Below are 24,396 nucleotides of genomic sequence, written 5' to 3'. Positions count from 1 at the left end.
TTCAAACCGGATGGCTGAAACGTTGTTCGATGATGCCGCCGCCCAGACACACTTCCCCGTCGTAGAAGACGGCGGACTGGCCCGGGGTCACCGCAGCTTGGCTTTCGTCGAAGATGACCCGGATGGTTTCATCGTCGATGGGCTGGATCAGGCAGGGGATATCCTGCTGGCGGTAGCGGGTCTTGACGGTGCAGCGACGCGGCTCGCGGATCGGAGTGCGATCCACCCAGTGCAATTGGCTGGCGATCAGGCCATCGGAGTAGAGGCGGGGATGCTCGCCCTGCGCCACCACCAGCACGTTGCGTTCGACCTCTTTGTCGACCACATACCAGGCCTCTTCGGTGGCATCTTTGCGACCACCGATGCCGAGGCCCTTGCGCTGGCCCAGGGTGTGATACATCAAACCCTGATGTTCACCGATCACCTTGCCATCCACGGTCTCGATGTTACCGGGCTGGGCGGGCAGGAACTTGGCCAGGAAGTCCTTGAACTTGCGCTCGCCGATAAAGCAGATGCCGGTGGAGTCTTTCTTCTTGGCGGTGATGAGATCGAGCTGCTCGGCGATGCGGCGCACCTCGGGCTTTTCCAGATCGCCAACCGGGAACAGGCTCTGACCCACTTGCTTCTCGCTCAGGGTATAGAGGAAGTAGCTCTGATCCTTGTTGGTATCGAGACCGCGCAGCAGGCGCGGGCGGCCTGTGCTGTCGTCACGGCGCACATAGTGGCCGGTGGCGATGTAGGTGGCACCCAGCTCTTCGGCGGCAAATTCGAGGAACGCCTTGAACTTGATCTCCTTGTTGCACAGGATATCCGGGTTCGGCGTGCGGCCAGCCTTGTACTCTTCGAGGAAGTGCTCGAACACATTGTCCCAGTACTCGGCCGCGAAGTTGATGGTGTGGAGTTTCATCCCTAGCTTGTCGCAGACGGCCTTGGCATCAGCCAAATCCTGGGCGGCAGAGCAGTACTCGTCCGTGTCGTCTTCTTCCCAGTTCTTCATGAACAAGCCTTCGACCTGATAGCCCTGCTGCTGGAGCAGGTAGGCCGAGACGGAAGAATCCACGCCGCCGGACATGCCGACGATCACCTTGATTTGGCTGTTGTCTGTCATTAGTCGAAGTTACCAGTTCGTTTAAACGGGGCGTATTCTACCAGAGTTTTGCGCCCCCGGTCACATATCCATGCCGCAGTTCCCATCAGGAGCCTGATAGCAGGAAATCGTTTTTCTGTTGTTGGCCGTTGTCACCGAAAAAGAGTGTCAAATGGCCTCAGATAAAGGCCTTGAGGGCCGAGAGCGGCAGCCGTGTACCCGCCAGATAATCCTGAATGCACTGCCACACCAAGGGGCTGCGCAGGGCCGGTTTGCACTCGGCGATCTCCTCCAGGGTGAGCCAGTGGCAAGCCAGCACATCACCGTCAGGATCCTCTGGATGGTGCTGACCCGGCGCTTTTTCAAGGTCGAAGATGATGGCGGTGCGCACATAGGTGGCCTCGCTGTCGGCCGGTTTGAACAGATAGGTACCAAGCCAGGCGGTCGGCGTGGCGGTCAGACCCGTCTCCTCTTTCAGCTCACGACAGGCCGCTTCAAGCAGGTTTTCCCCCGGCTCCACATGGCCGGCGGGTTGGTTGAAACGGCGCTGGCCTTTTATCTCCTCTTCCACCACCAGAAAGCGCCCCTGCCACTGCACCAGGGCGGCGACCGTCAGGCGCGCCTCCATGGGGGCGTGGCGGGTGGTCGATTGCTCTGCCTGATTGCTCATCATGACTCCTTGTCGCTGCTATCTGGATTGCCCGCACGGGCGGGTCTGCGTGCCGTTCCTCGCCCGCTGCTGCGGGGTTTGCCACCGTTCGGGCTTGAGGTTAAACGCTCGGTTGGGTGAGTGCTGCTGAGACGCTCGTCCCGTCTCGGCTGGCTGGCCCGCCGTGGTGCCTCCCCTGCCGGTTTGGCCGGTTTGGCGGTATGAGCGCCTGAACGGGATGAGGAGGGACGCGGGCGGCTGCTGGAGCTCGGCGCCAGCTCGGGGGCAGGCATGCTGCGGCTCTCGCCGGGTGCCAGTCCATCCAGGGTCCAGTCACCGATGGCGTAGCGAATAAGGCGCAGGGTAGGGTGGCCGATATGGGCGGTCATTCGCCGTACCTGCCGGTTGCGCCCCTCGATGATGGTGATCTCCAGCCAGCTGGTGGGGATCTCCTTGCGCTCGCGGATCGGCGGATTGCGCGGCCACACCGCAGGTTCATCCATGATGCGCGCCCCGGCGGGCAGGGTCATGCCGTCATTGAGCTCCACCCCAGCGCGCAGGGCGGCCAGTTGCTCCTCGCTCGGGATCCCCTCCACCTGCACCCAGTAGGTCTTGGGGGTCTTCTCCCCCGGCTGGGTGAGGCGCGCCTGCAGCTTGCCATCGTTGGTGAGCAGCAGCAGCCCCTCGCTATCGCGGTCAAGCCGACCTGCGGCGTAGATGCCGGGCTCTTTGATGTAATCCTTGAGGGTCTCGCGGCCCGCCTCGTCGGTGAACTGGCAGAGCACCATGTAGGGCTTGTTCAGCAGGAGCAATTTGCGATCCGCTGGGGCCAGCTCCGGTTTGTGGGGGGATGCATGGCGAGGTGCGGCTGGTTTGGCCGCCGTGCGCGGGGCGTTATCGCGCGGCGAACGGCTGACAGAGAGACGGGGGCGGGGAGATTTCATCGGATACACACTTCAGACAGACGATGGCAGCGAGTGTACCACAGGGTGCTGAGGGCAGGATGAATGGCTGGCGTTACAGCAAGCAGCGCCCAGAGCCAATTCGCCTAGCTCAGCAGGCTCTCGATGACGATAGCCTGACGGGCGGGGGCCGAGCCCGCCAACAGCAGGGCGTGGCTGACCACATCGTCGATCATCGCCTGCGCCAGTCGAGTGAGGGGGCGCAGGGTCTCCCGTCCGCTACCAACCGGCACCGCCAGCAAAATGATGGTCTGCACCTGCCCGATTTGAGAGCCCCACTCGATGGGCTCCTTGCAATTGAGCAGGGTCAGCGCTGGCTGGCTGATCCCTTCGCTCAATACATGAGGCATGGCAAGGCCGGGGCGGATGATGGTGGCCGAGACCTGCTCGCGCCGCTCTACCGCGGCGGTCAGTGTGGCGCGGTCGGTGATCAGCTCGGCGGGCAGCAGATCGATCAGATGGTCGAGGGCCTCGGCCTTGGTCAGCGGTTCGGGGCTGTGGGCCAGCTGGCGCAGGGCAAACTGGTAGTCGGGCAGGGCGTTGGCCAGTCGCAACTCCGCCAGCGCGGCGGTGTGCGGGCGCACCAGCGGTTGACCCAGTTCGCCGCACCAGCAGGTGAAGGCCATATGGGCCAGTTCGGCATCGCACCCTTCAATTTGCAACTGGCAGAGGTCGCCGGGTTGGGTGGCGAGGGTCAGCAGGGAGAGCTGGTTGCTGGCGGCAACGGTCTGGCGCCGGGTGAGGTTGGCGCAGCGGATGGTGGATTTGAACATCCCCGCCAGCCGGTTCAACTGCTTGGCCTGGGTGATGCTCAACCCCTGCTGGCAGTAGAAGGTGATTTCGCGGGTCAGCATCAGGCCGGGATCGGCAGGGCCTTGAGTACGGCGTTGGCATCCAGCAGCACGGTTTCCAGTCTCACCTGATGGATGGTGCAGCCGAGGAAGCGCTCTTTCTGCTCAATCTCGATATCGGAGGCAATCAGCACCAGGTCGGCGCTGGCAATATCGCGGGCGGTCAGCATGTTTTCCATGCCCATGGCGCCCTGTGTTTCGACCTTGATCTTGAGCCCCAGCGCAGTGGCGGCTTTTTGCAGGGCATCGGCAGCCATATAGGTATGGGCAATACCGGTCGGGCAAGCGGTGACGGCGACGATCTTCATCTGCTCTCTGTGATGCTGACAAGGGGGAGCAACAAGATAGCGCCCGCGGGGGGCTTTTACCAAAAGTCCATATGAAAAGTGGGATCTTGATGGGGATATGCCTGCCCCTTGAGCGGCGTTCAGTTCGCGCTTGATGCGGTGGATCTTGCACTCTTTGGCTACCGCGATACAGGCCGCGGAGAAGAACATCAGGTAGCGTGACTTTAAGGAGGCGCGCTGCAAATGGCGTGAGAGCCATCCTTGGGGGGGAAGCACATGTCCTCTTTTGGCGGGATCCGGCCGTGAGGCGTGGAGAGGATCACCAACCGATGTCGTACAGCAGAGGCAGACAGGCTCTTTCGAACCCGACAAAAAAACGAGGCCACCTGCTGGTGGCCTCGTCCGGTCTGGTCGCCCCTCACTGCCCCGTAACGTAGGAGCAAGGGGCGGCTTGGCGGGATGACGATCAGGCCGCCTTGGCCAGGGTCACCTCGTCACTCTTTTTGACCCGCAGCTTTTTCAGGGTAACCGCCACCACGCCGGTAACGATGGCACCACAGACCATGCAGAGCAGCGCCAGCAGCGGCTTGTTGACGGCGCCCAGCAGGGCCACGATGGGGCCACCGTGGGCAACGCTGTTGGTGATGCCAAACAGGAAGGCCATCACAGCGGCGGTCATGCTGCCCAGAATGTTGGCCGGGATAACGGCCAGCGGATCACGGGCGGCGAACGGAATCGCCCCTTCGGAGATCCCCACCAGACCCATGGCACCGGCGGCTTTGCCCGCTTCGATTTCAGAGGCATCGAAGATACCCAGCTTGCGACCGAGCACGGTCGCCAGCGACATGCCAAGGGGCGCAGCCGGGATGGCGCAGGCCATGGCACCCATAAACTGGGTCTGACCGGAGGCGATCATGCCGACCGAGAACAGGAAGGCCACCTTGTTGACCGGGCCACCCATATCAAAACCGGCCATCCCCCCGAGCACGATACCCAGCAGCACCAGGCTGCCACCGCTCATGGAGAGCAGCATGGCGTTGAGGCCGGTCATCATGTCGGCAATCGGGGCGCCGATAATGAAGATGAATACTGCAGCGATAAAGAGGGAGCCGACGATGGGGGCGATCAGGATCGGCACCAGCGGTTGCACCATCTTGTGGTACTGGCGGGTGGCAATCCAGCGGACCAGATAGCCGACCAGCAGGCCCGCAATGATGGCACCGATAAAGCCGGTCCCGGCGTCAGCGCCGTAGAAGCTGCCGTTGTTGGCGATCCAGCCGCCGATAAAGCCCGGGGCCAGCGCCGGACGATCACCGATGGCGTAGGCGATATAGCCCGCCAGAATGGGGATCATCAGGGTAAAGGCGGCCACACCCACGTTGAGGATCTGGTTCCACATGCTCCCTTCCGGGATCTGCATGCCGCTCGGGGTCGGGTTGCCGCCGATGGCCAGCGCCAGCGCAATCAACAGACCGCCGGTTACCACGAACGGGATCATGTGCGATACGCCGTTCATCAGGTAGCGATAGAGATCGGAACTGCCGCCCGCGCTCTTCTCTTCACCTTTTTTATCTTCTTTGCCAGCCACATAGGCCGGGGCTTTCAGTGCCTGCTCGATCAGACCCTTGCCATCCTTGATGGGGGCCTTGACGCTGGTTTTGACCAGCGGCTTGCCAGCGAAGCGGGCCATATCCACCTGCTTGTCACAGGCGACCACGATGGCGCTGGCGCGGGCAATCTCGTCCGCTGTCGGACTGTTCTTGACGCCAATGGAGCCGTTGGTCTCCACCTTCACCTCGTAACCCAGCTCCTTGGCGGCGCGTTCCAGCGACTCGGCCGCCAGATAGGTGTGGGCGATACCGGCCGGGCAACCGGTCACACCGATGATCAGCCCCTTGTCGGCGGCCGGGGTGGCCACTTGTGGCTCTTTCTTCTCGAGCAGCAGTGCCAGTGCGTCGGCCGGGGTCTTGGCCGCCAGCAGTTTGGCGATAAAATCCTCTTCGATCAGCTTGCCGGAGAGCTCGGCCAGCACCTCGATATGATGGTTGGCGCCACCGGCCGGGGAGGCGATCATGAAGAACAGCTTGGACGGCTTGCCATCTTCGGCGCCGTAGTCGATGCCGTTGCGGCTGATGCCGATGGCGACCGCCGGGGTGCTTACCGCCGCGCTCTTGGCGTGGGGCAGGGCTACGCCCTCCTCAAAACCGGTGTTGTCCAGCTCTTCGCGGGCCCATAGATCCTTGACGAACTGCTGCTCGTCGCGAACCTTGCCTTGCGCGACCAGCAGGCGGGCCATCTCGGTGAAGACCTCCTCTTTGCGTGTCGCTTTCAAATCGAGGTTGATCAGGTGTTCATTGATCAAGGTGGTGATCATGGCGCTCTCCCCGCTTCCGGTGACGGAAGCTATGCGTGAGTATGTATCGACGTACTGGATAAAAATGACCTGAACATTATCGCGGCTCACCCGCCCCGGCCCTATCGGACAAATGTGCTAATCACTGGATTTTTGTGCCAAAACACCTTGAGTGTGACCCTGATCGCAAAGCTGGAACGCGACTGAAATAGGGGCGAACCGAATCGCTCGTTATTTTATTTGCGAGTAAAATCAATTTCTTATGTTTGTCTGTGGTGCGGCGCATTGGCCATTCGGCGTATTTTCGCTCAGCAGAAGGGGGGCGTCTTTCTATAAATTTGTGAAGTGAAAACGGTGACAGGATGTGAGCCAGCGCACGTAAACGACCCTGCTGGCGGCAGGCGAGGGGCCGTCAGAGGGGAGGCGTGAGCAGAACAAGGTGGAGAAATGGGTTGAGCCGCACTAGAACCAAGATATGGCGGGGGTTGGCCGTGCTGACTGATCATAACGGCGTTCGTGAAAAGCGTGGGCCCACATCATATTCCTCTCCACTCAGCGCTCACTCTTCCTGTCGCACAAGAGGTGATAGGCCCTCCTTTCTATCTTGGAGGGCCGGGTATGGAGTGGGGATTTACTGTGCTTTCACTGGCGCGGAAGGCCAGAACCTGTGGTAGAAATCCAGTGAACCTTCAAAATGGCCCTGCAGTATTTCCGGGTGAGGTGAGTGTTGAAAAATGGCTATCTGGTTGGGGGTCAACTTCTTCCAGCCATAGTTAAGGGGCATGGTGAAGCTGCCCTGCATCTCGTTAAGGTCATTCAAAGGCGATTTTGTCTGTGGGGCTTCAATCTGAGAACGTTCAGTGACGAAGAAAATGAGCTGGCTACCGACCACAGCCTGATATGCCGTGACCATCCAGGTCGCTTTGGTGCTGTGTTCGCGTTCGATGACGGTAAATTTGCCCGCTCGGCAAACGGCATAATAATCAGCGGCTTTGGACGACAGACGCATTTCGTAGTCACAACCCAGACTATTTAGCAGTATCAGTGAGACCAGCAGCATCCCCAGCGAGCTCGACACATAGAGTAGTCGCGTCAATATGCTACGTTTCATCGCTGTTTCTCCTGAAATTTTGCCTGCTCGTCACCCACCATCAGCCAGATCTCTCCCTGCTTTGGGGTTGGCAGTTGACTGACTGGCTTCTGGGTATGACAGAGGATCCCTTCTCCGGCCGATTCGCATTTAACCGAGACCCAGGTGGTGCTCAAATAAATACCGGTCAGCAGTAGCAAGAGGACAAATCCCCCCATCATGGCCAGCATCAGATTTTGCTGCCAAGTCGACAGTGGGATCGGTTTTGGCTCCCCGGGGGGCGTGTCAGATAACGGATAGGTTGTGTCATCAGCGGTCGACATGACGGGGGTGGCTGCAGCCTCTTCTTCACTCAGATCCTGCGGCAGGGGCCGCTCGGCATCTTGTGCAGCGCCAGCGCCGGGGGCAAGCATGAATAGATAGCCTTGTCGTGGCAAGGTTCTGATCACCACCTCTTGTTCTGGCGTATCGAGATAGCGGCGCAGGTTTGCGATGGCGACCGGCAGTGAACTGGCGCTGACCGGGCGACCCAACCAGCCGGTTTGTAGCAGCGATTCTTTGTTGAGCAAGGTGCCTGTATGAGTGAGAAAGTAATGCAGGAGACGTGCTTCAGCAGCAGAGACGCGAATGACCGATGGCTCGCTATCTTGCATACGAGTGAGCGTAAGTTGTTTGGTGTCCAGCACGAATCGGCCGAAAGAGTGCAAATGGGAATGGTGATCCGGAAGCATGGCGTGGTGAGCGTCTCGAGAGTCAGGGTGTTGAAGGCCAACTTGGTGGTGAACTCTGACTGAGAGCACTCTTTTTTGTCAAGGGATAGATGCACCTGACAGACTTCTGTGGTGGCTGATATTGAGTAAAGGCAGGAGTCGTCACAACAGACTCCTGCCTTGAGCAGAGGAAGAGGGTAGGTTAACGCTTGATGTTCATACCCAGGAAAGAGCCATCTCTGCTAAAGGTACACTCGAAGAAAACATCGTCACTCTGCCCTGGCACCACGTATTTGCCATGGCTTTTTTCGGCAGGCAGGGTGCTGACATCATCCTTGTCTTTTCCCATGTCTTCAGCTGCAAAATTCAGGCAGTAGCTAGGCATCTGGTTGACTGCAAGTTGCGGTTTGCTGTCGTCATAGCGAGAGTGTGAAGAGTGTGAAGAGTGAGAGCGTTGTGCGACAGCGCCACACTCATCACGTTGTTCGTCAGTGATGTCATTGACCTTGCCATGTTTGATCGCGAGGCGGATGCACTGTTGTTCTTGCCCGTTCCACCAATATTCAGTGGCACTGCTGGGCGCAGCACCTTTAACAAAACCACGATCGCTCAGCTCCTGTTTGGCCCAACCAATATCCTGATAATTAAGGTCGGCAGTTTCGGCGGCCATCACGGATAATGTGCAACCAGAAACATTCAGTAAAATTGCTGCAGCAAGAAATTTTTTGTAGGTCTTTTTCATAGGATAACTCCTGAAATTGATAATATGGTTGTCAATTAAGCGTGACAATTTTCATTACTGGTGTTAGACGCATTTTTTATGTCGCCATGAACACTTTTCAGCTGCAAGCACTGCTGAGAGTCGTTGTTATACCAGATGGAAAAAGATGCATGGTTACCATTGTCATTCTGCCAGCCATCGACCATATGAAAGCCATGATCCTGTAATTCTTCATTAGCTTGGCTTTCACGTACACCGATCAGATCTTGCTGATCGAATTGTGCTGAGCCGTTCGCTCTCCCAGATTTTTTATGATGCCCGGCATAATAACCGATCGCACCGGCAGCACCCAATGCAGTTGCACCAATCAAGGCATCACGAGTGCTGATATCCGAGCAACCAGTGGTCAGCAAGGTCATGGTAACAAGCACGGCTAAACTTTTTTTCATATTCTCACCTGTTTGGCATCTGTTATGTGGAACGTTCTGTTCTGACCTGAAGCGTAACTGGCCGGTCTAGTTAGATGCCAACCAAAAACAATTATTAAAAACCATTAAAAAATTAAATCATGATTATGCTGGCGGCGTGTCGGGCTTTTGAAGCATTTTTGTCGATAAGATGGCCAATCGTTCCTCGTGTTGTGATGCTCGCAGATTAGGGGGGGATGGCAATTTTGTGAGCGTTTTTTGACCAGGCAAAACAGGTTTGCCAATTGGATTTACACGCGACCTTATGCATGCTCCTTGGTTCAGGCGTGTCTTTATGTCCGTTGATCTTTTTTTGCGCATTTGTTTCGTTAATGTTACTAATCCTCCCTCAGCGTTTTGATATTTTTTTAGCTTTAATATATTTTAATAATTTTCATTGTGTTGGCATGACTCAAACTATTGGATATTGTTGAGCTGTTCCAGCCAATCGTGACATCGAATTGGCACAACAACGAATTTAACCTAATGTAATAATGTAAATGTAGAGGTGTGTGATGAATTGGTACTTTAAAGCATTCAAAAACTACTTTAATTTCCACGGGCGTGCATCACGCCAAGAATACTTTATGTTCTTGCTGTTTCATACCGTGATCGCTGTCATTTTAACACTGGCGTTCAACTCCCCGGATCATATAAATTATGAGCTTGGCGTATATGGCTTGCTGACTATTATTCCCTGTGCAGCTGTGGCTGTGCGTCGGATACATGATACTAATCGTAACGGTTGGTATTTGCTGATCGCTGCATTACCTATCATCGGATTTATTTGGTTGCTACTGATTAAATTGCAAAAAGGCTCTAATGAAGCCAACCGTTATGGTGAGGCGTTGCTGTAAAAGGGATGGCATTGCTGCTTTATGGCTATAACAAAACACCGCCAGTTGGCGGTGTTTTGTCATTTATGGATGGTCATGGCTGTGGACGAGGCGGTTTTGTTTGGCGATCACGTCAGCTCAAAACCAAGCTTTTTCAGCTCTTTTTTCAATTGACTGCCGCTAAAGATACTGCCAATAAGGCTGCGCAGACAATACCGCTCAGGGCAGGTCCAGGGTAAAGCGGGCGCCGCCGAGGGGGGATTCATCGACCCGGATCTGGCCACCGTAGCTGTGGACAATCTCGGTGACTACAGCCAGTCCGATGCCCTGACCGGGCGAGCTGTCAGCCCGCACGCCGCGCTGGAAGATCTGCTCCGATTTGGCCGGGTCGATACCCGGGCCATCATCTTCCACTTCGATGCGCAGCCGTTCGAGATGGCTGCGCACCGTTACCTTCACTTCGCTGATGGCAAACTTGCAGGCGTTGTCGAGCAGGTTTCCCATCAACTCCATCAGGTCGCCCTGTTCGCCGTGAAAAATGGCGTCATCATCGAACTTGAAGTGGGTTTGCAGCTTCTTGTGACGATAGACCTTGGTCAGGCTGGCCAGCAGTTTTTCAATCAGCGGCACCGGCTCGGTGCCCTTGCTGGCGAGACGCTGGCGGCCGGTGACGGCGCGTCTGAGCTGGTACTGGATCATTTGATCCATGGTGAGGATCTGCTCGTTGATGTTGTCGTGGATCTCCCGCCCCAGCTTCACTTCGCGGGTGGTGATCTGGATCAGCGCCAGCCGGGTTTTCAGGCTGTGGGCGAGATCGTTGAGGGCGTGCTGGTAGCGCTGGGTCTGCTGGCGTTCGTTCTCCAGCAACTGGTTGATGGAGTCGGTCAGCGGGGCCAGTTCCCGCTCAACATCGCTCGAGAGGTCATCCCGCTTGCCGGCCCGGATGTCGTCGATCTGGCGGGCGATGGTGCGCAGGGAGCTGAGGCTCCAGAAGGTGGTGAGCAGCAGCAACCCGGCCAGCAGTAAATAGGCGAGCAGCGCCTGTTTGGCGGTCTGGTAGAGATAGGTGCGGGACTCTTCGTGGTAGCGTTTGGCCGAGTCGATCATCACCACGTAGTAGGCGGTGGTGCCGCTGCCGGGGTTGCGGATAAACCGCAGGCTGTAGACAAAGTAGCTCTCGCCGTTCTTGATGGTGTGCTTCTTGAAGAAGTAGTCGAGATCCATCCCTCCCAGATATCTCATCAGATCGCCGCAGATGGTCGGCTTGGCGCTGATTACCTCCGGCATATTGAGGCTCGACCAGATCAGTTCGCCATCGGCGCGGCAGATCAGGGTATCGAGATTGCTGTTACTGACCTGACGGGAAATGCGCCCGATCTCGGTGGCTTCGCTGTTGACTGGCTTGGTAGAGGAGAACAGCTTGGCCAGGTTCTCCTGCATCCGGGCGCTGGCCTTCTGGCTCTGCTCCTCGATATGGCCGAGGTAGAGGGCGTAGACGGCAAACCCCATGATCAGCGCGATGACCAGCAGCGAGCTAAGCAGCAGTTTGATGTGCAGGGATCTGCGGATCATCTTGATGGGGCGCAGCAGATGAAACGTCATCAGTTACAGGAGAGGTTGAAGATGTAACCCTGACGCCGGATGGTGGAGATGGGTTGAATCGTCCCTTCCGGATCCAGTTTCTTGCGCAGGCGGCTCACCATCACCTCGATGGTGTTGGGGTCCCCTTCGCCGTCGCCGTAGAGCTGGTCGAGCAGTTGCTGCTTGGAGACAACCTGACGGGCGTTGCGCATCAGGTACTCCAGAATGAGGTATTCAAAGCTGGTGAGCACCGCCACTTCTCCGGCGATGGTCAGCTCCTTGCGGGAGAGATCGAGCTCGTAATCACCGGCCTTTACCCTGGGCGAGATAAAACCGGCGCTGCGGCGTACCAGCGCATTGAGTCGGGCCAGCAGCTCATCTTTCTGAAACGGTTTGACCAGATAGTCATCAGCACCTGCTTCCAGTCCTTCGACCTTGTCCTGCCAGTTGCCGCGGGCGGTCAGCACAATGATGGGGAAGGGGATCTGCCGTTCGCGCAGTTGCCGGATCAGTTGCAGGCCGTCCATATCGGGCAGACCGAGGTCGATGATGGCCACATCAATGGGATAGTCGGCGGCGTAGTGCAGTGCAATCCCAGCCTGGTCGGTGCTGTAGACCTGATTGTCGGCTTCGGTCAGCAGAGAGGAGAGGTGGTGATTAAGCAGCTTGTCGTCTTCGACCAACAGAATTTTCATGATGTGAGCGGTCATAAGGGGCCAGTCTGTCAATTAGAAAGTGTATGTCGCTGCGAGTCAATTCGAATCCTATCGCCCATCTCCTGTATCGGGACTGAATCATAAGGCGTTCTGCTGATTGGGACTTGTTAGAGACCTAAGCGTTGTTGCGTTTAAAAAAACAGAAGGGGCAATGCGTGCCCCTTCTGTTTTTGTTCAGCTGCTTGTTAGCTGCGGCGCGGTGGCAGCATATTGGTGAGGGTGTTGTCTTTGAGAATATGGTGGTGATAGAGGGCCGCCACCGTGTGCAGGCCGATCAGGGCGTAACCGATATTACCCAGCGTTTCATGCACCTCCTTGATCAGCCCCTTCAGGTCCGGACTGGGGGAGAGCAGGGCAGGCAGCTCAAGCCCGAAGAAGGGAATGGGCTTGCCCGCGGCGCTCAGCAGCAGCCAGCCAAACAGCGGGGTGAGGATGAGAAAACTGTAGAGGGCGAGGTGGGCCAGTTTTGCCAGTTTGTGCATGACGGGGGAAAGCTCGGGCACGATACGGGGCGTCGGGCTGATCCAGCGCAGGGCCAGTCTGACAAACACCAGGGCGAAGATGAGCAGCCCCAGCATAAAGTGCCACTCCTTCATCAGATCCCGGCCCGGGTCGCCCTTGGGGAAGATATCGCGAAATTCAATCAGGGCGTAGACGGCGATCATGGCCCACAGGGTCAGCCAGTGCAGCCCGATATTCAGGGTGCCATAACGTTGTTCACTGTTCATCAGCATAGGTTTGTTCCTTCGAAGTGTTGTCACATCCGTGTGGCATCCCCGCACTTAAACGTGTCGGGGCGAGGCCTGATCCTTTGGCGGCACCAGCCGGACTGCCATGCTTGCCATCAACCGGCAGCCTGCCGTTGGCATCAGTCAGAGAGGGGATGCCCTCTACAGTCGGCATGGTATCACTGGCAACCGGGTCGATAGTCTGATCAATGCCACACAATTTACAGGCTCATTAATCCCCTTGTGACGTGAAGAAGGCGTGAAATAGCATCAGCGATGGCGGATGACCTTTCGTCCCGCCCAGGTTCAGGCGGGCTCGATGGCCAGCACCACGCAATCCGGCTCGCTGATGCGAAAACGGACGTTGCAGTCAAACAGTCGCACCCCGTACTCCTTCTCATCGGGCTTGCCCTTCTTGTAGGCGGGGCGTGGATCTTGCGCCAGCACTTCGCTCACCAGCTGGCGCAGCTCGGGATGGGCCTTGAGCCAGGGTTGCAGCTGTAGCTCGGCCTCGGCACTGAAACGCACAGCCAGCGGCGGGGTGGGGGCGTCAGGGGCAAAGCCGCCACGGGCATTCGGCAGGCTGTCGGCATAGGGAATGTAGGGTTTGATATCGACGATGGGGGTGCCATCGAGCAGATCCACCGCACCCAGCTCCAGCCACAGCTTGCCCCGCTCGCGACCGATCCCGTGTAGCTCGACCACCGAGAGGCCAAGCGGATTGGGGCGGAAGGTGGAGCGAGTGGCAAAGACACCGACCCGCTCGTTGCCGCCAAGGCGCGGCGGACGCACCGTCGGGTGCCAGCCCTGCGCCATGGTCTGGTGAAACACGAAGCTGAGCCACAGATGGGAGAACTGCTCGATGCCGCGCAGCACATCCGGCTGATCGTAAGGGGGGAGCAGCTCGAGACGGGCGCGGGCCGATTTGACCAGACCGGGCTGGCGGGGGATGGCGAACTTCTCCTTGTAGGGAGAGCGGATGATCCCGAGGGTGTCGATTTCGAACTTCATGGCGGATCCTGACTGAAAACCCCGGCAATTTAGCACAGGCAGCCCCAAAACGCAGGCTTGGCCTCATTACGCCCATTTCTGCTGCGCTGCCGTGATCCCTGTCCCATCCCGGCCAGTCGGGGGCTGTGCCCGCGTGCCAAGTTGCGTAGGGTGGTGGCAACGGGCGCATCAGGATGAAATGTGCGCAGATGCGCCGAAGGGAGGGAGAGGGATGAAACTGCTGATTATCGGTGGCACCGGCTTTTTGGGGCGCCACCTCACCACGCTGGCACTGGATTGGGGCCATGAAGTGACCCTGTTCAACCGCGGCTTGCACCAGCATCCGGACTGGCGCGATCTGGTGCAGCTCACCGGCGACAGGGACAAGAGCCTGAGCGCCCTGCAAGCGGCCGGGTTGCAGTGGGATCTCGCCATCGACACCTGCTGCTATCGCCCCGAGCAGGCGGCGAGCCTCTCTGCGGCCTTGTTCGGGCGCTGCGCGCGGCTGATCTTCATCTCCACCATCAGCGTCTATCGCGATTTCTCAATCCCCGGAATGGACGAATCGGCGCCGCAGCACCCTATCGTCGAAGGGGAAATGCCCAGCGACTATGGCCCGCTCAAGGTGTTGTGCGAGCAGGAGTATCGCGCTCGCTGGGGCGAGCGGCTCTGCATCTTGCGCCCGGGCGTGCTGTGCGGCCCCCATGATCCCACCGGACGGATGGCTTGGTGGATTAAGCGGGTGCAGCAGGGCGGGCCCTGGTTGCTGCCGGGCTGTGGCGAGGATCGCTTGCAGTACCTCGATGTGCGCGACTGCGCCGAGTTTGTGTTGCGGGCCGCCGAGCAGCAGTTGGGGGGCACATTCAACTTGCTCAAACCCGGTATTACCCTGAGTGACTGGCTGGAGCGGCTGAGCGCCCGGTTGCAGCCAGCCAGTCCCATCCAGCCCGAATGGTTGCCCTGGCCCACCTTGATGGCGGCCGGTATCGAGCCCTGGCAGAGCTATCCCACCCTGCTGCCCTGCGCGCAGGCGGAGTTTGCCGGTTACGGCTTTATCAGTGCCGAGGCGGCCATCGTGAAGGGGTTGAACTTTCGGCCGCTGGAGGAGACCGCCGCCGATCTTGCCCACTGGCTGGCCATCGAACCCGTCGCCGGAGTGGCGGAACATGCCATGACTCAGGCCGAGGAGACCTCGCTGCGTCAGCAGTTGCTGGAACCCTCTCTGCAATAGGAAAGAGTGGCGGGATCATAGTGTTGCTGCCGAGAATGCAGCGGCGCGAACAGAACGAGAGAGGGCATCCCGCGGGATGCCCTCTCTGTCTATCCATACCTGATGGCTGCCAAATACCGGCTGACGCGATTCCCCATCGCACCGCCGTCTCGCTAGCGAATAGCGGCGCCAGCGGCTACCAGCAATTCGCGCAAAATGGCGCGATGGCAGCGGGACTCCTGCTCGCAGTAGCAACCCACCGACAGATTGGTGGTGTGGGAGAGGGCGGCCAGCAGCGCCAGATCATGCCTGGCGGCAGGTTGCGCCATCTCGGCCTTGTACTGTTTGCCAAACGCCGCCCACTGGGCGGGCGTCTCGGCTGCCTGCCCCAGCTTCATGGTCTCGCTGCTGGGGGCCAGGTTGGGGAACCAGACGTCGTACCAATGCTGGTTGGCAAATTCGCTCTTGGGTACACCGCGGGGCGGGCGGCGCACCGTGCCGATCCGCAGCCCTTCATCGGGCTGGCGCGGGCTGCCAAGGCGAACGATGGCGAGGGCCATGGTCGCTGCTTACTTCTCTTCGGCCACTTTCAGCGCCTGCCCGTAGCAGATCACCTGTTTCAGGCAGCCCGGGGTGTCGCTGAACTCGGCGCACTTGTCGATGGTGACGCCGTTGCCACCCATGTCGGCGGCGCGGCGGCGAGCCAGGGTGCGCGCTTCACCGGCGTTGGGCACCGGCTGCTTGGCATCGGCCTGGCAGGATTCACCCTCGATGGTACCGAGGTAGAGGTAGTTGAGGTCAGCCAGCTCATCCTGTTCATAGATGCGCACGCTACCGGGTTTGAAGTATTCGTCGAAGTTCTCTTTATCCAGATTGCTGTTGAAGGCGTAGTTGGCACAGCCGGAGGCAATCAGGGGCATCATCAGGATCAGGCGTTTCATCGTCTCGTATCTTGTGTCGGTGATGAGGACAGTAGAAATGCGCAGGCGCTCCATGTCGGCATCTTGTTGAATAATGAGGGGGACATTATAGGGGCCAGCCGCTTGCGGCGACCAGCCCCGTTTTGCGCCCGGTTGTCAGGGTGTGACCCCCATCAGCCTGATATCAGCCTGATATCAAACAGGAGCCAGCCGCTGATAGAGGCTGCGGTAGTAATCATCCCCCAGCAGCTCGTCGTGCGGGGCGCAGAGGCGGATCTGTCCCTCTTCCATCAGGGCAATCCGGTCCATCTGCTCCATCCCCAGCAGGCGGTGGGAGATAAGCAGCAAGGTGCGATCTGCCCCGAGCCGGAACAGCAGATCCATGATCTCCCGCTCGGTCTGACTGTCGAGCCCTTCGGTCGGTTCGTCCAGCAGCCAGAGCGGCGCATCGTGCAGCAGGGCGCGGGCGATGCCGATACGGCGACGCTCACCACCGGAGAGGGGGCGGCCGCCGTCACCGAGCCAGGCGTTGAGGCCCGCTTCGTCTTCCAGCAGATTGGCCAGTCCAACCTGGGTCAGTACCGCAATCAGCTGCGCGTCAGTGGCGGTAGGGGCGGCCAGCTTGAGGTTGCCCCGCAGGGTGTCGGCAAACAGATGCACCCGCTGGCTCACTACCGAGATGGAGGCGCGCAGCGCCCCTTCGCTGTAGTCGGTGAGCGGCTTGCCACCCAGCAGGATCTTGCCTGCCTGCGGGCTCCACTCCCGGGTCAGCAGGCCCATCAGGGTCGATTTGCCGCAGCCGGTCTGGCCCAGCAGCGCCAGCTTTTCACCGGCGTGCAGTTGCAGGGTGCAGCCACGCAGTACCGGCTGGGGGTTGCCCGGGTAGCCAAAATAGAGGTCGTTGATTTGCAGTGCGCCAGCGCTGGCGTGAGTCTGCTCGTCGCCCCACACGGGGGCTTTTGCCTCTTGCAGGATCTCGTTCAAACGACGGGCCGAGGTGAGGCTGGTGGAGAGGTGCTGGAAAGCACCGGCCAGCGGCATCAGTACCTCGAAGCTTGCCAGCGTGGCAAAGACCATCAGCGCGGTAATGGGGTCGGGCGCAGCACCCGCTACCCCATGACCGGCCAGCCAGAGCATCAGGGTCAGGGTCCAGCCGCTCAGCAGTTGCACCGAGAAGTTGGCCAGCCCGCTCACCTTGGCCATGCGGGCCTGTGCGGCGAGCAGCGCTTGTTCTGCCTGTTGCAGCTCAGCCAGCGCCTTGGGAGCTGCGGCAAACATCTGCAGTTCGGCCTGACCATCCAGATAGTCCACCATCCGGGTACGCAGGGTCGATTTTTCGGCAATCAGCGCCTGACCGGGGCGACGGCCGAGGAAGTAGAACACCAGCGGCAGGGCAATCATGCCAAACAGCAGAATGGCACCCAGGGTGAGGGCGAGGCGGCTGTCGAAAAACGACAGGAAGAAGACCAGTCCGGCGGTGCTGAGCAGGGCCGCGCCTATGGGGGTGATCAGCCGCAGATAGACGTGGTCCATCGCATCGATGTCGGCCACCAGCCGGTTGAGCAGATCCGCCTGACGGAAACCGGCCAGGGTACCGGTGGAGAGCGGCGAGAGTTTCTGCCAGAACCAGACCCGCAAACGGGTCAGCACCCGGAAGGTGGCATCGTGGCTCACTACCCGCTCACCCCAGCGACCGGCTGTGCGGACGATGGAGAAGAAGCGCACCCCGCCCGCAGGGGTCATGTAGTTAAAGGCATGGGTCGTCGCAACGGTCATTCCCGCCACCGCGGCGGCGGAGAGGAACCAGCCGGAGAGGGAGAGCAGCCCCATGCCAGCGGCCAGGGTCACCAGCGCCAGCAGCAAACCAATGGTGAGGCTGAGCCAGTGTTGGCGATAGAGGCGCAGAAATGGCAACAGATCACTCATCGAGAGAACCTCCGGAACGTTGGGAGAGCAGGCGGGCAAAAGGCCCATCCGCCTGACTCAATTGTTGGAAGCTGCCTTGCTCCACCAGCTGGCCGTGGGCCAGCACCATTATCTTGTCCATCCTGGTAAGCTGGTCGAGGCGGTGGGTGATCATCAGCAGGGTCTGGCCAGCCATCACCTGCTCGAGGGTGGTCATGATGGCGCGTTCGGAGTGGCGATCCAGACTGGCGGTTGGTTCGTCTAGCACCATCAGCTGGGTTGATTTGAGCAGGGTTCGCGCCAGTGCTAGACGCTGGGCCTGACCGACCGAGAGGCCACCGGCCTGATCGCCGACCGGATAGTCGAGCCCCTTCTCCATGGCAAATTCCCACGCCTGCGCCCGTTTCAGGGCATCTTCCAGCTCGGCATCGCTGGCCGTTGGCTTGGCCAGCAGCAGGTTGTCGCGCAAGGAGGCGTGGAACAGCTGCGGGTTTTGCGAGAGCCAACCCAGTTGCAGGCGCCACTGGCTCATGTCGAGGGTGGCGAGCTCCTGCCCGTTGACCTTGAGTTCGCCGCGATAGGGGGCAAAGCCGAGCAGGGCGTTGACCAGCGAGCTCTTGCCTGCGCCGCTGACGCCGATGAGGGCGGTACGCGAACCGGCTTCCAGGGTGAAATCGATAGGGCCGACCAGCACCTTGCCTTCGGCGCTCAGCACTTCAAGGGCTTTGGCCTCTACCTTGACCGGGCTGTCGGCATGGAACGGCGCCGTGCCTGCGGCCGGCTCGCTCACCTCGGCTTCGAGGAATTCAAGCAACTGCTCGGCAGCGCCGATAGCCTGCGCCTTGGCGTGGTAGTGGGCACCCAGTTCCCGCAGTGGGGCGTAGAACTCGGGGGCGAGAAACAGCACGAACAGGCCGGTAAAGAGGGTGACCTTGACCCCATAGCTACCAAAGTTCAGATGGTCGATATAAGAGAAGCCGAAATAGACGGCAACCAGCGCTACCGAAATGGCGGCGAAGAACTCCAGCACGGCGGTGCTCAAAAACGCCAGGCGCAGCACTTCCATGGTGCGCTCGCGAAAATCTTCCGAGGCATCGCGAATGGCTTCACCTTCCGCCTGGGTACGCATAAAGAGTTGCAGGGTACGCAGCCCCTTCAGCCGATCGAGGAAGTGGCCGGAGAGGCGAGCCAGCGCCTGAAAGTTGCGGCGGTTGGCATCGGCGGCGCCCACACCCACCAGGATCATAAAGATGGGGATGAGGGGGGCAGTGCCCAGCAGGATCAGGCCCGCCGCCCAGTTGACCGGGAATATAGCCACCAGAATGACCACCGGAATAAAGACGGCGATGGCCATCTGCGGCAGATAGCGGGAGAAGAAATCCTGCATGTTTTCAATCTGTTCTAGCAACAGACTGGCCCAGCTACCGGCCGGACGGCGCTGGATATAGGCAGGGCCGAGGCGACTCAAGCGAGCGAGCACCAGCTGGCGGATGGTCTGGCGCACCGCGCTGCCCGCCTTGAAACTGGCCACTTCGCGGCCGTAGGCCAGCGCGGCCTTGCCAAGCGTCACCAGCAGCAGGGTAATAAAGAGTGTGATGGATTGCTCAGGCGTTGAGCCTTCGATGATAAAGCCGTGCAACAGGGTCGCCAGCAGCCAGGCTTGCGCCACCATCAGAATGCCCTGGCCAAGGCCAAAAGCGATGGATATCGTGATCCAGCGGCGACCGTGACTCGATTGCTTGCGCAACCAGCCATAGAGACGTTTTTGCGTTTTTTTATCCATTACCACCATCCTCGCGTCGAGTGGCGCAAGACTATCCTTGCCGTTTGGCCTTGGCAACCTTGTAAATTATCTGTGTTGAAAATGTTTGATTGAAAAAGCAACCGTCTGTTCAATCCTTGTCCGAACAGATTGATTTATTGAAAAAAGTGGCAAAGGCGCCATTGCGCTCGGCGGCAAAATGCATATAGTAGGAGCCCTGACGCGGGTGTAGTTCAATGGTAGAACGGTAGCTTCCCAAGCTGCATACGTGGGTTCGATTCCCATCACCCGCTCCAAATTTCAGATGCCAGGCGGGCATCGTATAATGGCTATTACCTCAGCCTTCCAAGCTGATGATGCGGGTTCGATTCCCGCTGCCCGCTCCAGCTTCAAAACAAAAAGCCCACTCCTGCGAGTGGGCTTTTTGTTTTTCATCTATCTTGTGCGCCGTCACGTTCAGCGTTTCTCAGCTTTTAAGGCAAACCGCAGAGACAGAAAAGGCGCCCTAGGCGCCTTTTCAGATCAACTGCGTAGCGGGAGCTTATTCCTGCTCCAGCTCACCACAGAAACGGTAGCCTTCGCCGTGGATAGTGGCGATGATCTCCGGAGTATCGTTGACGCTTTCGAAGTGCTTGCGAATGCGACGGATGGTCACATCGACGGTGCGGTCGTGGGGCTTGAGCTCGCGGCCGGTCATCTTCTTCAGCAGCTCGGCACGGGTCTGGATCTGGCCCGGGTTTTCGCAGAAGTGCAGCATGGCACGGAACTCGGAGCGCGGCAGCTTGAACATGTCGCCAGTAGGACTGACCAGTGCACGGCTGTTGATATCCAGTGCCCAGCCGTTGAACAGGTAGCGCTCAACCAGCTTCTTCTCTTCGCCACCGGCCGCCACGTTCATGGTGCGGCTCAACAGGTTGCGAGCACGGATGGTCAGTTCGCGCGGGTTGAACGGCTTGGTGATGTAATCATCTGCACCTATCTCCAGACCCAGGATCTTGTCTACTTCGTTGTCACGACCGGTCAGGAACATCAGGGCGATGTTGTCGTTCTCACGCAGCTCACGGGCCAGCAGCAGGCCATTCTTGCCCGGCAGGTTGATATCCATGATCACTAGATTGATGGTGTGGGAAGTGAGGGCCTGGTGCATTTCGTCGCCGTTGTTGGCTTCGAGTACGATGTAGCCTTCCGCTTCAAAAATACTTTTCAGGGTGTTGCGTGTGACCAGTTCGTCTTCGACGATCAGAATGTGTGGTGTTTGCATGAGTATTCCCAGATTCTTATCAGTTAATTATCTAAAATTTAACACTCTTTGGCGTTTAACACCGATTTCCTGACTGATCCTGAAAATTTATTACGTCATCTTGGGTATGAAGTCAGGTCGGAATATCGCGAAAATTAGGCATCAGTACTGGCAAATATCCCTGTGCCACTTATAGGTTCCCGACAAGTCTGGTCGAGCAGAGCCTGGAAAGGTCATCCATGACGAAAGTGGCCGCATTTTATCAGTTAACAGGAGCATAACAACACTCTTTGCCGTCAGATAGCAACTTTTTAACTCTGTTTTGATATAGGTCAAACCCTGGTACAGCTGCATCATACTTGGCCTGAACCGGGTTTTCGCCCCTATAAAATGTAACTGAATGTAACATGTGATTGACATGAATTTGTGGGAAAAATACAAGAAAATCTGCTTTATGGCGCCATTTGAGGTGCCAGGCTGGCCTGCATTCGCAATCATCACCGCCTGGAATCCGGCCAGCGTGCGCGTCAGTGAGCGTCGCAATCGACGTCGAGAACGGGCGCTATGGCGCCATCTGACCGCGTATTTACAGATGCCCGTGGTGGGGCCGTTTTGGGGAGCTGACCCCAACGAGCGCTGGCAGGAGTCATCGTTGGCGGTGGCGCTCTCCCTGCCGCAAGCCCGTCAGCTGGCTGCTCGTTTTGGCCAGAATGCCCTCTACTGGGTGGAGGATGGCCAGCTCTGGCTGGTGCCTGTATTAACCGATAAATCAGCAGTTTGTCTGGGCAATATTGAATCCTTCTGGATTGCCAGACACCTTGCCTGATGAAAGAATAAACTCCTTCATGCATCTGAAAGGAATCAAATCATGCTGGATCTCCTGCCCGACCTCTGCGATCAACACGGTGACTTGCTGCAAGTGGCCAACCCGGTGTTTCAGGATTTTGGTGGCAAGGCCCTCTTTTATGGTCGCGCTGTGACGCTCTCCTGTTACGAAGACAACAGTCTAGTGCGGGATCTGGTGGCCCGTCCCGGTCACGGCAAAGTGATGGTGATCGATGGCGGCGGCTCGCTGCGCCGGGCGCTGCTGGGCGATCAGTTGGCGGTCAAGGCGGTGGAGTTGGGGTGGGAGGGGATCCTGATCCACGGTGCGGCGCGGGATGTGGGCACTCTGGCGACACTGGCGCTCGGGGTCAAGGCGCTGGCCGCCTGTCCGGTCAAGACCGAGAAGCGAGGATTGGGAGAGCTGGGGGCTGTGGTCAGCTTTGCCGGTGTGACCATCCACGAAGGGGATTACATCTATGCAGATCGCAACGGCGTGGTGGTGAGCGCCACGCCGCTGTTGTGATCATCAGAAGTTGAAGCCGACGCCCAGACTCAGCGCCTGATCGGCGGTGATGGTGCTGACACCATAGTTGGCGGTGAGGGAGAGTCTGGGGGTCAGCAGCAGGCTGGAGTTGAGCTCCAGCAGGGTGCTGGCCTTGTTGAGGTCGAGATGCTTGATTTGGCTGCCGATATTGAATGCCGGAGAGAGCTGGTAGCGTACCCCCGAACTCATATTGAAGCCGGATGTGCGATTCTGATCCGTTACTGCCGGGCCAGCTTCCATAAAGAGGGTCACATCATCCACCACCGGATATTGATAGCCGCTATTGACCAGCCAGAGATCAAAACTGTCGCTGTGATGGCTATGGCCATTGAGCAGCACACCCGAGTAACTTTTGACATAGAGAGACGGGTTGGATTGCGGCTGAACCACCGCCCAGTCGGCGGCCTGTACGGCTATGCTGGCGCAGGATACAAGCAGTGTGATAATGAGCGATTTGACCATTCGTTTCCCCTCCCTGGGTTCGGAACTGAACTCAAGCATGGCACATGCCAGCTGTTAGTAAAGTGAAGCGAGATCACAATAAAATCCTTTGTCATGGGCGCCAGCCATGATAAATAGGCAGCCTTATTGATTGTTTTAATTATTACAAGGTGGATCCATGAACAAGAAACTGACTCTGCTGGCCGCGCTGGCACTGGGAGGTTGCGCAATGGCAACAGGTTCCAGCATGGCTCAACTGCAAGCATCCAACTGGCAGTTGCAAGGTGCCATCGGCGATACCTTCACCCTGCAAGTGGTCGATGGCAAAGTGGCGGGCAAGGGCGGCTGCAATCGCTATTTTGGCGGTATCACCAAGCAGGGTGACGGTGTCTTGACGTTGGGCGCTATGGGGGCAACCCGCATGATGTGCATCGGCGATGAGATGAACAAAGAGATGGCGTATCTGCAACAGCTTGAGAAGGTGGCAACCTACTCCATCAACGGTAATCAGCTGACCCTGAGCGATGTCAACAAGGCAGCCCTGCTCACCTTCAACGCCGTGCCTGCTGCCAAATAAATCACGCCGCTCGTCTGACCGCTCAGGCGGGTCAAACGATCTGATACGCCCTCGCTGTAGAGGGCGTCTGTTTATCTGCATGCTCCCTCTTCCGCTCAACCCTCTTGCCACTTCGTTTTGATAGCAAGCGTTGCCCGCCTATCTGGGGCAGGGCTCAATAGCGAGCTCGATCAGCAAAAAGAACCATCGCCAAGGCAGATGGCGAGCTGGTGGTGGGCGGGGGAGTCATGAACGGCATGATGCTCGCCTTGTTGCTGATGGAATGTGGTAGTTACTGGATCCCCAGCAACTCCACATCAAAAATCAGCACGGATTCAGTGGGATATTGCCACTGGAGCGTCCTGCGCGGTTACTGGATACCCAACAGCTCCACGTCAAAGATCAGCACGGATCCCGGCGGGATTTTGCCAGCGGCACGGTCGCCGTAGGCCAGGTTGGCGGGGATGTAGAAACGGGTCTTCTCACCTTCCACCATCAGTTGTACCCCTTCGGTCCAGCCGGCGATCACCTGATTGAGACCAAATTCGATGGGCTCGCCACGGGCGACCGAGCTGTCAAAGACGGTGCCGTCCAGCAGCTTGCCCTCGTAGTGCACCTTCACCTTGCTGGTGGCGGTGGGATGAACGGTGCCGGTGCCCGGGGTCAGCACTTCGTACTGCAGGCCGGAGGCGGTGGTGGTTACCAGTGGTTTCTCCTTGTTGCTGGCGAGGAACTCGGCGCCAATCCGCACGTTGTCGGCCGCCAGCTTCTTGTTGTTGCTGCTGGAGTAGAAGTAGTAGGCCACACCGGCGATGAGCAGCGCGATCAGTATGAATTTCATCGGTTTTTCCTGTTCCATGAAATGTAAAAAGTGCAATGAGGGCGCCATCTTATCGCGCACCGCCCCCGATGGCGAGCCACAGGGCGGGAGGATGTGAGCGGGCATGCAAAGCCCGGTGACGCAG

At 58.5% G+C, this 24,396-nt stretch carries 27 protein-coding genes and 2 tRNA genes; 8 read left to right on the top strand and 21 right to left on the bottom strand.

Translation table 11 applies throughout. The features are described 5' to 3' along the window. Nucleotide 1 precedes the first annotated feature (1 nt). From mnmA to NMD14_13755, 10 genes are all read right to left on the bottom strand, one after another. A complete protein-coding gene (gene mnmA / locus NMD14_13800) occupies nucleotides 2-1,108 on the bottom strand; it encodes a tRNA 2-thiouridine(34) synthase MnmA (GenBank protein XEI31834.1) in 1,107 nt (368 codons plus the stop codon). 157 nt (nucleotides 1,109-1,265) lie between these two features. Next, the gene (locus NMD14_13795) at nucleotides 1,266-1,757 is read right to left on the bottom strand and encodes an NUDIX hydrolase (protein ID XEI31833.1); all 492 of its coding nucleotides are present in this window, start codon (nucleotides 1,755-1,757) and stop codon (nucleotides 1,266-1,268) included. After that, on the bottom strand, nucleotides 1,757-2,680 hold the full coding sequence (rluE, locus tag NMD14_13790; protein ID XEI31832.1) for a 23S rRNA pseudouridine(2457) synthase RluE: 924 nt from the start codon (nucleotides 2,678-2,680) through the stop codon (nucleotides 1,757-1,759). The genes NMD14_13795 and rluE overlap by 1 nt, the downstream gene beginning before the upstream one ends. Before the next feature lie 104 nt (nucleotides 2,681-2,784). Next, nucleotides 2,785-3,552 (bottom strand): PTS sugar transporter subunit IIA, encoded by a 768-nt coding sequence (locus tag NMD14_13785; GenBank protein ID XEI31831.1) that lies wholly within the window; start codon nucleotides 3,550-3,552, stop codon nucleotides 2,785-2,787. Next, nucleotides 3,552-3,857, bottom strand: coding sequence for a PTS fructose transporter subunit IIB (locus NMD14_13780; GenBank protein XEI31830.1), 306 nt, complete (start codon nucleotides 3,855-3,857; stop codon nucleotides 3,552-3,554). Before NMD14_13780 ends, NMD14_13785 begins: the two co-directional genes overlap by 1 nt. A gap of 445 nt (nucleotides 3,858-4,302) precedes the next feature. After that, nucleotides 4,303-6,210, bottom strand: coding sequence for a fructose-specific PTS transporter subunit EIIC (locus tag NMD14_13775; GenBank protein ID XEI31829.1), 1,908 nt, complete (start codon nucleotides 6,208-6,210; stop codon nucleotides 4,303-4,305). A 610-nt stretch (nucleotides 6,211-6,820) separates the two neighbouring features. Beyond that, nucleotides 6,821-7,300, bottom strand: coding sequence for a hypothetical protein (locus NMD14_13770; protein XEI31828.1), 480 nt, complete (start codon nucleotides 7,298-7,300; stop codon nucleotides 6,821-6,823). After that, nucleotides 7,297-7,965, bottom strand: coding sequence for a winged helix-turn-helix domain-containing protein (locus NMD14_13765; GenBank protein XEI31827.1), 669 nt, complete (start codon nucleotides 7,963-7,965; stop codon nucleotides 7,297-7,299). Before NMD14_13765 ends, NMD14_13770 begins: the two co-directional genes overlap by 4 nt. Before the next feature lie 226 nt (nucleotides 7,966-8,191). Next, complete coding sequence (locus tag NMD14_13760) at nucleotides 8,192-8,731, bottom strand: hypothetical protein (GenBank protein XEI31826.1); 540 nt, start codon at nucleotides 8,729-8,731, stop codon at nucleotides 8,192-8,194. A gap of 35 nt (nucleotides 8,732-8,766) precedes the next feature. After that, nucleotides 8,767-9,159, bottom strand: coding sequence for a hypothetical protein (locus tag NMD14_13755; protein XEI31825.1), 393 nt, complete (start codon nucleotides 9,157-9,159; stop codon nucleotides 8,767-8,769). 533 nt (nucleotides 9,160-9,692) lie between these two features. Between NMD14_13755 and NMD14_13750 the strand changes: the two genes are divergently transcribed. Next, on the top strand, nucleotides 9,693-10,034 hold the full coding sequence (locus NMD14_13750; GenBank protein XEI31824.1) for a DUF805 domain-containing protein: 342 nt from the start codon (nucleotides 9,693-9,695) through the stop codon (nucleotides 10,032-10,034). 5 nt (nucleotides 10,035-10,039) lie between these two features. Beyond that, complete coding sequence (locus NMD14_13745) at nucleotides 10,040-10,252, top strand: hypothetical protein (protein XEI31823.1); 213 nt, start codon at nucleotides 10,040-10,042, stop codon at nucleotides 10,250-10,252. Here the strand turns inward: NMD14_13745 and NMD14_13740 are convergent. The 4 genes from NMD14_13740 to tsaA form a co-directional block, all read right to left on the bottom strand. Continuing rightward, nucleotides 10,233-11,615, bottom strand: coding sequence for an ATP-binding protein (locus NMD14_13740; GenBank protein XEI31822.1), 1,383 nt, complete (start codon nucleotides 11,613-11,615; stop codon nucleotides 10,233-10,235). The two genes, NMD14_13745 and NMD14_13740, sit on opposite strands and share 20 nt — an antisense overlap. Then, complete coding sequence (locus NMD14_13735) at nucleotides 11,615-12,289, bottom strand: response regulator transcription factor (protein XEI31821.1); 675 nt, start codon at nucleotides 12,287-12,289, stop codon at nucleotides 11,615-11,617. The genes NMD14_13740 and NMD14_13735 overlap by 1 nt, the downstream gene beginning before the upstream one ends. A gap of 206 nt (nucleotides 12,290-12,495) precedes the next feature. Further along, on the bottom strand, nucleotides 12,496-13,044 hold the full coding sequence (locus NMD14_13730) for a cytochrome b (GenBank protein XEI31820.1): 549 nt from the start codon (nucleotides 13,042-13,044) through the stop codon (nucleotides 12,496-12,498). A 300-nt stretch (nucleotides 13,045-13,344) separates the two neighbouring features. Next, nucleotides 13,345-14,049: a tRNA (N6-threonylcarbamoyladenosine(37)-N6)-methyltransferase TrmO gene (gene tsaA, locus NMD14_13725; GenBank protein ID XEI31819.1), complete on the bottom strand. Its 705-nt coding sequence runs from the start codon at nucleotides 14,047-14,049 to the stop codon at nucleotides 13,345-13,347. A 211-nt stretch (nucleotides 14,050-14,260) separates the two neighbouring features. Here tsaA and NMD14_13720 point away from each other — a divergent pair, with 211 nt between their 5' ends. Beyond that, nucleotides 14,261-15,259, top strand: coding sequence for an NAD-dependent epimerase/dehydratase family protein (locus tag NMD14_13720; protein XEI31818.1), 999 nt, complete (start codon nucleotides 14,261-14,263; stop codon nucleotides 15,257-15,259). Nucleotides 15,260-15,411: 152 nt separating this feature from the next. Here the strand turns inward: NMD14_13720 and NMD14_13715 are convergent, their stop codons facing one another. From NMD14_13715 to cydD, 4 genes are all read right to left on the bottom strand, one after another. After that, nucleotides 15,412-15,798 (bottom strand): DUF488 family protein, encoded by a 387-nt coding sequence (locus tag NMD14_13715; protein XEI31817.1) that lies wholly within the window; start codon nucleotides 15,796-15,798, stop codon nucleotides 15,412-15,414. Nucleotides 15,799-15,807: 9 nt separating this feature from the next. Further along, the gene (gene rcsF, locus NMD14_13710; protein ID XEI31816.1) at nucleotides 15,808-16,179 is read right to left on the bottom strand and encodes an Rcs stress response system protein RcsF; all 372 of its coding nucleotides are present in this window, start codon (nucleotides 16,177-16,179) and stop codon (nucleotides 15,808-15,810) included. 174 nt (nucleotides 16,180-16,353) lie between these two features. Beyond that, entirely contained in the window at nucleotides 16,354-18,084 is a 1,731-nt protein-coding gene (cydC, locus tag NMD14_13705; protein ID XEI31815.1) for a cysteine/glutathione ABC transporter ATP-binding protein/permease CydC, read from the bottom strand. Beyond that, a complete protein-coding gene (cydD, locus tag NMD14_13700) occupies nucleotides 18,077-19,846 on the bottom strand; it encodes a cysteine/glutathione ABC transporter permease/ATP-binding protein CydD (protein XEI31814.1) in 1,770 nt (589 codons plus the stop codon). The genes cydC and cydD overlap by 8 nt, the downstream gene beginning before the upstream one ends. 201 nt (nucleotides 19,847-20,047) lie before the next feature. On the opposite strand from cydD, the gene NMD14_13695 reads away from it, so the two are divergent. Then, nucleotides 20,048-20,121: transfer RNA gene (locus tag NMD14_13695), tRNA-Gly, on the top strand. Nucleotides 20,122-20,136: 15 nt separating this feature from the next. Further along, nucleotides 20,137-20,211, top strand: a tRNA-Gly gene (locus tag NMD14_13690). A 155-nt stretch (nucleotides 20,212-20,366) separates the two neighbouring features. Here NMD14_13690 and arcA read toward each other — a convergent pair. After that, nucleotides 20,367-21,086 carry a two-component system response regulator ArcA gene (gene arcA / locus NMD14_13685; GenBank protein ID XEI31813.1) on the bottom strand — a complete coding sequence of 240 codons (720 nt, stop codon included), beginning with the start codon at nucleotides 21,084-21,086 and terminating at the stop codon, nucleotides 20,367-20,369. A 397-nt stretch (nucleotides 21,087-21,483) separates the two neighbouring features. Here arcA and NMD14_13680 point away from each other — a divergent pair, with 397 nt between their 5' ends. Then, nucleotides 21,484-21,891: a DUF3293 domain-containing protein gene (locus tag NMD14_13680; GenBank protein ID XEI31812.1), complete on the top strand. Its 408-nt coding sequence runs from the start codon at nucleotides 21,484-21,486 to the stop codon at nucleotides 21,889-21,891. Nucleotides 21,892-21,933: 42 nt separating this feature from the next. After that, a complete protein-coding gene (locus tag NMD14_13675; GenBank protein ID XEI31811.1) occupies nucleotides 21,934-22,413 on the top strand; it encodes a putative 4-hydroxy-4-methyl-2-oxoglutarate aldolase in 480 nt (159 codons plus the stop codon). 3 nt (nucleotides 22,414-22,416) lie between these two features. On the opposite strand, the gene NMD14_13670 is transcribed toward NMD14_13675, so the two are convergent. Further along, nucleotides 22,417-22,896 (bottom strand): hypothetical protein, encoded by a 480-nt coding sequence (locus NMD14_13670; protein ID XEI31810.1) that lies wholly within the window; start codon nucleotides 22,894-22,896, stop codon nucleotides 22,417-22,419. Between the two features lie 157 nt (nucleotides 22,897-23,053). On the opposite strand from NMD14_13670, the gene NMD14_13665 reads away from it, so the two are divergent. Further along, entirely contained in the window at nucleotides 23,054-23,452 is a 399-nt protein-coding gene (locus tag NMD14_13665) for an META domain-containing protein (GenBank protein ID XEI31809.1), read from the top strand. Nucleotides 23,453-23,801: 349 nt separating this feature from the next. Here NMD14_13665 and NMD14_13660 read toward each other — a convergent pair whose 3' ends face one another. Next, the gene (locus tag NMD14_13660) at nucleotides 23,802-24,272 is read right to left on the bottom strand and encodes an FKBP-type peptidyl-prolyl cis-trans isomerase (protein XEI31808.1); all 471 of its coding nucleotides are present in this window, start codon (nucleotides 24,270-24,272) and stop codon (nucleotides 23,802-23,804) included. Nucleotides 24,273-24,396: the final 124 nt, after the last annotated feature.

Source organism: Aeromonas veronii (assembly GCA_041319085.1).
In the GTDB taxonomy this organism is placed as follows: Bacteria; Pseudomonadota; Gammaproteobacteria; order Enterobacterales; family Aeromonadaceae; genus Aeromonas; species Aeromonas veronii_F.
The sequence above is the reverse complement of the archived record's forward strand: the minus strand, read 5'-3'. Positions and strand labels throughout refer to the sequence as shown.